6 protein-coding genes are annotated in these 6,000 nt (G+C 69.5%); 2 read left to right on the top strand and 4 right to left on the bottom strand.

Annotation, left to right across the window (positions count from 1 at the left end):
- Window positions 1-161: 161 nt before the first annotated feature.
- On the top strand, window positions 162-1,316 hold the full coding sequence (locus ACFWPX_RS23520; RefSeq protein ID WP_378929096.1) for a GuaB3 family IMP dehydrogenase-related protein: 1,155 nt from the start codon (window positions 162-164) through the stop codon (window positions 1,314-1,316).
- 11 nt (window positions 1,317-1,327) lie between these two features.
- Here the strand turns inward: ACFWPX_RS23520 and ACFWPX_RS23515 are convergent, their stop codons facing one another.
- Window positions 1,328-2,128, bottom strand: a complete 801-nt coding sequence (locus tag ACFWPX_RS23515) for an alpha/beta fold hydrolase (RefSeq protein ID WP_378921929.1) — start codon at window positions 2,126-2,128, stop codon at window positions 1,328-1,330.
- 131 nt (window positions 2,129-2,259) lie between these two features.
- Here ACFWPX_RS23515 and guaA point away from each other — a divergent pair, with 131 nt between their 5' ends.
- The gene (gene guaA, locus ACFWPX_RS23510) at window positions 2,260-3,834 is read left to right on the top strand and encodes a glutamine-hydrolyzing GMP synthase (RefSeq protein WP_378921931.1); all 1,575 of its coding nucleotides are present in this window, start codon (window positions 2,260-2,262) and stop codon (window positions 3,832-3,834) included.
- Between the two features lies 1 nt (window position 3,835).
- Here the strand turns inward: guaA and ACFWPX_RS23505 are convergent, their stop codons facing one another.
- From ACFWPX_RS23505 to ACFWPX_RS23495, 3 genes are all read right to left on the bottom strand, one after another.
- On the bottom strand, window positions 3,836-3,976 hold the full coding sequence (locus ACFWPX_RS23505; protein ID WP_378929095.1) for a hypothetical protein: 141 nt from the start codon (window positions 3,974-3,976) through the stop codon (window positions 3,836-3,838).
- Window positions 3,977-4,062: 86 nt separating this feature from the next.
- Window positions 4,063-4,275, bottom strand: coding sequence for a hypothetical protein (locus ACFWPX_RS23500; RefSeq protein WP_378921935.1), 213 nt, complete (start codon window positions 4,273-4,275; stop codon window positions 4,063-4,065).
- Complete coding sequence (locus ACFWPX_RS23495; protein ID WP_378929094.1) at window positions 4,268-5,968, bottom strand: PspC domain-containing protein; 1,701 nt, start codon at window positions 5,966-5,968, stop codon at window positions 4,268-4,270. Before ACFWPX_RS23495 ends, ACFWPX_RS23500 begins: the two co-directional genes overlap by 8 nt.
- Window positions 5,969-6,000: the final 32 nt, after the last annotated feature.

Raw genomic sequence — 6,000 nt, 5'->3', positions numbered from 1 at the left:
ACACACGCTCTGTCGCACCCCCCCCCACAACCCGTGCCGCAGTGAGTATAACATTCTCCTGGCGCGCGGGCCCCACCCGCGCCCCCCCCCCCCCACAGCCATGCAGTCCGTCAGGTCTGCGAAAACGCGCGCACACGCGCGCCCGAACACAGGGAGCAACTGTGCGTGACATGGTCGAAATCGGTATGGGCAGGGTCGCCCGTCGGACCTATGAGCTCGACGACGTCGATATCGTGCCCTCGCGGCGGACGCGGTCGTCGAAGCTGGTCTCGTTGGCCTGGCAGCTCGACGCCTACCGTTTCGAGATCCCGGTGCTCGCGCACCCCACCGACGCGCTGGTCTCGCCCGAGTTCGCGATCGAGCTGGGCCGCCAGGGTGGCCTCGGTGTGATCAACGGCGAGGGCCTCTGGGCGCGCCACGCCGACGTGCAGGCGAAGATCGACCAGCTGCTGGATCTGGTCGACAAGGGGGGTTACGAAAAGGCCATCTCGCTGCTGCAGGAACTGCACGCCGCGCCGATGCAGCCCGATCTGCTGGCCGCCGCCGTCGCGCAGGTCCGTGCGGCCGGGGTGACCACCTCGGTGCGCGTGAGCCCGCAGAACGCCCGCGCGCTGACCCCCGCGCTGCTCCAGGCAGGCGTCGACCTGCTGGTCGTGCAGGGCACCATCATCTCCGCCGAGCACGTCGGTGGCGATGAGCCGCTCAACCTCAAGACCTTCATCGCCGAGCTGGATGTGCCGGTCGTGGCCGGTGGCGTGAGCGATCACCGCACCGCCCTGCACCTGATGCGCACCGGTGCGGCGGGCGTGATCGTCGGCTACGGCTCGTTCCCCGGCGCCACCACCACCGGCGAGGTGCTCGGCATCGGTGTCCCGATGGCGACCGCGATCGCCGATGCGGCCGCGGCCCGTCGCGATTACCTCGACGAGACCGGCGGCCGCTACGTGCACGTCATCGCCGATGGCGATGTGGCCACCTCGGGTCAGCTGGCCAAGGCCATCGCCTGCGGTGCCGACGCCGTGATGCTCGGTGTGCCGCTGTCGGCCTCGGCCGAGGCGCCCGGTCGCGGCTGGTACTGGCCCTCGGCCACCGCGCACCCCTCGGTGCCGCGCGGTTCGTTCCTGCCGGTCGACGAGGCCTGGCTCGACGGCCCCGACGGCGCGGTGACCCGCCCGAGCCTCGAGCGCGTGCTCTACGGCCCCTCCGACGACCCGTTCGGCTCGCTGAACCTGGTCGGCGGCCTGCGCCGGTCGATGGCCAAGGCCGGCTACTCCGACCTCAAGGAATTCCAGAAGGTCGGGCTCAGCGTCCGCTGAAGCGCCTGGCGCTAGCGAACGTGGGTCAGTGAGACCCGATCCTTCAGGAACCGGGAGATCGCGGTATTGACCGGTTCCGGGTGGGTCATCGTGACGGCAAGGCGGGCGCCATCGATCTCCACGAAGGTGGAGGCGGTGAGCCCGTCGGCCAGCGTGCGGGCCCGATCGCCCGCGATACCGCTCTGCGTGGCGTGGATGATCAGTGCCGGGCAGGTGATCTCGCGCAGCCGGTCGAGTACCGAATCGCGCCCGAGCAGGCAGCCGACGGCGGCGTCGAGCCCGCTGTGGGCGTCGCCGACCCAGCGGCGGGTCCAGATGTCGCGGTACCAGGTGTCGTCGCCGATGAGCCAGTCGGCCAGGCGGCCCGCGGCTTCCTCGCGGGAGCTGCGGTCGTGCCACTCGTCGAGGAACCGCTGGGTGGCGGTGGACTGTTCCAGCGTCGGCCCGTGCGCCTCGGTGCTGATCAAGATCAGCGCGGCGACCCGTTCCGGCGCGACCAGCGCGGTCCGCAATGCTGTGAAGCCCCCTTGCGCTGTTCCGCCGACGATCGCGCGTTCGGCGCCGATCGAGTCGAGCACGGTCAGCGCGTCACGCGCCGCGGTCCAGTAGGTGAAGGGCAATCGCTGGTCTTTGGTGCGGCCGTGACCGCGCGCGTCCCAGGCGACGATCCGGAATTCGGGAGCGAGTGCGGCCTGCTGCGAGGCGAACATCGTGCGATCCATGAAGAATTCGTGGGCGAGCAACACCACCGGACCCGTGCCACCGCTGTCCTCGTAGTAGATGTCGGCATCGATCGCGCGGGCGAATGGCACGAGCACGAGGATAGCCAGAGCCACCGCGCCACGCCCAATATTGGGGGTGCGTCGTGCCCAGTCACTACCGCGCGTCCGGCTCCGGCGATGCCCGATGCTTGCTCGTCGTACCCCGTCACTAAACTGTGGCGGTGGCAGATACTCAGAGACCGGTCCTCGTCGTCGACTTCGGCGCGCAGTACGCCCAGCTGATCGCCCGACGGGTGCGTGAGGCGCGGGTGTTCTCCGAGGTGATTCCCCACACGATGACAGTGGAAGAGATCGCCGACAAGCAGCCGCTTGCCGTGATCCTGTCCGGTGGTCCGTCGAGCGTGTATGCCGAGGGCGCACCGCAACTCGACGCGCGGCTGTTCGATCTCGGCGTGCCCGTGTTCGGCATCTGCTACGGCTTCCAGGCGATGGCGCAGGCGCTCGGCGGCACGGTGTCGCACACCGGCACCCGCGAATACGGCCGCACCGAACTGAACATCGACGGCGGTGTGCTGCACGGCGGCCTGCCGACCATCCAGCCGGTGTGGATGTCGCACGGTGACGCGGTGACCGATGCCCCCGAGGGCTTCGAGGTCACCGGCACCACCGCGGGCGCCCCCGTCGCCGCGTTCGAGGATCGCGCGCGTCGGCTCGCAGGCGTCCAGTACCACCCCGAGGTGCTGCACTCCCCGCACGGCCAGCAGGTGCTCAGCCGCTTCCTGCACGACCTGGCGGGCATCCCCGCGCAGTGGACCCCGGCCAATATCGCCGAGTCGCTGATCGAGAGCGTGCGCGAGCAGATCGGTGACGGCCACGCCATCTGTGGTCTGTCCGGTGGTGTCGACTCCGCCGTCGCCGCCGCGCTGGTGCAGCGCGCGATCGGTGACCGGCTCACCTGTGTGTTCGTCGACCACGGTCTGCTGCGGGCCGGTGAACGCGAGCAGGTCCAGCAGGACTTCGTCGCCGCGACCGGTGCCAAGCTGGTGACCGTCGACGCGGTGGACAAGTTCCTCGGTGAGCTGAAGGGCGTCTCCGATCCCGAGGAGAAGCGCAAGATCATCGGGCGCGAGTTCATCCGCTCCTTCGAGGACGCGGTCGCCGGCATCGTCACCGAAGAGGGTGCGGCCGCGGGCAGCGCCCCGAAGGTCGAATACCTGGTCCAGGGCACCCTGTACCCGGACGTCGTCGAATCCGGCGGCGGCACGGGCACCGCGAACATCAAGAGCCACCACAATGTCGGTGGCCTGCCCGACGACCTCGAGTTCGACCTGGTCGAGCCGCTGCGCCTGCTGTTCAAGGACGAGGTCCGCGCGGTCGGCCGTGAGCTGGGCCTGCCCGAGGAAATCGTTGCGCGCCAGCCGTTCCCCGGTCCGGGTCTCGCGATCCGCATCGTCGGTGAGGTGACCGCCGACCGGCTCGAGCTGCTCCGCCAGGCCGACGCCATCGCCCGCGAGGAGCTCACCGCCGCCGGTCTGGACAAGCAGATCTGGCAGTGCCCGGTCGTGTTGCTCGCCGACGTGCGCTCGGTCGGTGTGCAGGGCGACGGCCGCACCTACGGTCACCCGATCGTGCTGCGTCCGGTGTCGAGCGAGGACGCGATGACCGCGGACTGGACCCGGCTGCCCTACGACGTGCTGGAGCGTATCTCCACGCGCATCACCAACGAGGTGGCCGAGGTCAACCGCGTGGTCCTCGACGTGACGAGCAAGCCGCCGGGCACCATCGAGTGGGAGTGATTCACTGAGCCGGCCGTGGCGGTAGCGCCGCCTGGGTGAACAGCAGTCTGCCCAGGAGGAAGCCGCCGCTGTGCGGCCGGTGGGTGGCAGGCGGCAGGACCTTCGCCAGTGGGGTTTCCGGTTGCCTATCGGGTTTGTCCATTGCCCTTGTCTTTCAACTGGTCCCGTACACAGCAATGGCCCGTCACGATGACGGGCCATTGCTGGTTTCCGGGGGTTGTCCTTCGGTCAGTGGTGTTTGCGGCTCGGGGTCAGCGTGAGCAGCAGGCCGATGACGATGGCCGCGATCACCACGCCCCAGCCGATGGGCAGGATCCCGCCGCCGTCGGGGGTCGGCCCGCCGAGCAGTGCCCAGACGCTCACCGCGAGTGCGATCAGGCCGATGGTCAGCAGGGGGAACGCCGGTCGGCGCCGGGTCTCGACGCTGTTGCGCTCAGCCACGGGTCACCTCCACATCGCCGAGGTGCATCTTGATCTTCAGGTCGAGAACGGGCGCACCGGGGGTGTCCGGTCCGCTGCGCCCTTCCGTGCAGGTCGAATCGGCTACTCGGATGTCACATGTCGTGTTCACTGTCATCCCTTCGGGCAGGTGCACTTTCGCGTCACCGATGTTCACCGCGACTTCGACGCTGCGGGACTCGGTGAGGGTCAGGCCACGCAGATCCAGCGTGCCCGAACCGATGTCGAGGGCGTAGCGCGGCTGCAGTTCGGTCACCGAGGTCGGTGCCCAGACGCGGTCGCCGACGGCGCCGTTGTTCTCGAAGTCGATCGGCCCGATCAGCGAGGCGAGCACCACGAATCCGGCCAGCGGGGCGGTGAGTACCAGCAGTCCGTACCCGCGCCGCAGGAACGCGCCCGCGACGAGGCCGAGTCCGACCACGGCGAGTGCGAAGGCGGCGATTCGCGCGGGGGTCATCCATTCGACGCCCGATGCCGCTGCGGCGCCCGCCAGCGCCGCGGCGAGGATCGCCAGGCCGATGGTGACCGGGGTCAGCCGGGAACGTGGACGTTTCGGTGCGGGCAGTGGTGCTACGGGCGCGTAGCGGGGCGCTGCTTCCGGGAGCTCCCAGGCCAGCGGTGCGACGGCGAGCGGGTCCCAGCCGTTGGGCACCTGCGCGTTGATGCGAGGGGGTTCCGGTGCGGGAGAGATGGTTCCGGGGAGATTCTTGTACAGAATCGCGGTGGTGCCGGTCTCCTCGGCTTCAGGGGATTTCGGGCTGTCCGCACGCTTGCCGAGATCGATGTGCGCGGCCGAGTCATCCACCGGACGAACCTGATCCGCGGTCGATTCGCTCGGGCTCGCATCGGCTTGCGGTGCGTCCGAAGCCGGCGTGTCCGCCCCGTCGGAGACTTCGCGTGCCGAATCGGGCTCGCTGGATTCGGCCGGTGTCACCGTGATCCGGGCGGTGTCGACCGAATCCGAAGTGGTGTCGGCTGTTTCGGCGATGTCCTTGTGCAGCACGACCGTCTCGGCGGCGTCGACCCGCAACAGTGGGGTGGATTCGGCGGTGGCCGTGCGGGTTTCCGCATGGGCGGGCGCCGGATCGGGGACGTAGGCGTCGGGGAGTTTGGTGTAGGGCGTGTACATCCCCGACGTCGGCATCTCCGGGTTGAACGGGTAGCCGCGCACCGGGGCACCGGTCGGGTAGCCCGCACCCGGATAGCCTGTCGTGCCGAGCGGCGCGCGGTAGGCATCGAACCCCGCAGGCAGCTCGGGATGACGCAGGTACAGCATCCACCAGCCGGCGAGCATCAGCCCAAGGCTGACGACCCCGCCCCCGCCCATCCCCAGCCCGATCGGTCCCATGGCCGACACGGCGATAGCCAGCGCGACGATCAGCACGATGGTCTTGGTCTGCGAATGCGACCCCCGATTGTGCGTCGACAAGGCCTGCGCCGCCGACACCTCGTTCCCCGCCGACCCCAGCACCAGCCAGGCCAGCAGGTACAGCATGATCCCGGCCCCACCGAAGATCGTCGACACCACGAAGGCCACCCGCACGAGCACGGGATCCACCCCGTACCGCAACCCGAACCCCGCCGCGACACCGGCGATCGGCCCCTGCCGAGGCAGCCGGACGGGCCGCGTCTGCCACATCTGGTGAACCTGGTCGGCGAAGCTCGTTCTGCTCATGCCATCCATGGTGTGCCGAGCCACCCCTTTCG

It is taken from the genome of Nocardia sp. NPDC058518 (assembly GCF_042719655.1).
GTDB lineage: Bacteria > Actinomycetota > Actinomycetes > Mycobacteriales > Mycobacteriaceae > Nocardia.
The sequence above is the reverse complement of the archived record's forward strand: the minus strand, read 5'-3'. Positions and strand labels throughout refer to the sequence as shown.

Coding starts and splice junctions, on each gene's coding strand:
- ACFWPX_RS23505 (WP_378929095.1), bottom strand. CDS start 3,976: ATGGACAAACCCGATAGGCAACCGGAAACCCCACTGGCGAAGGTCCTG.
- ACFWPX_RS23495 (WP_378929094.1), bottom strand. CDS start 5,968: ATGAGCAGAACGAGCTTCGCCGACCAGGTTCACCAGATGTGGCAGACG.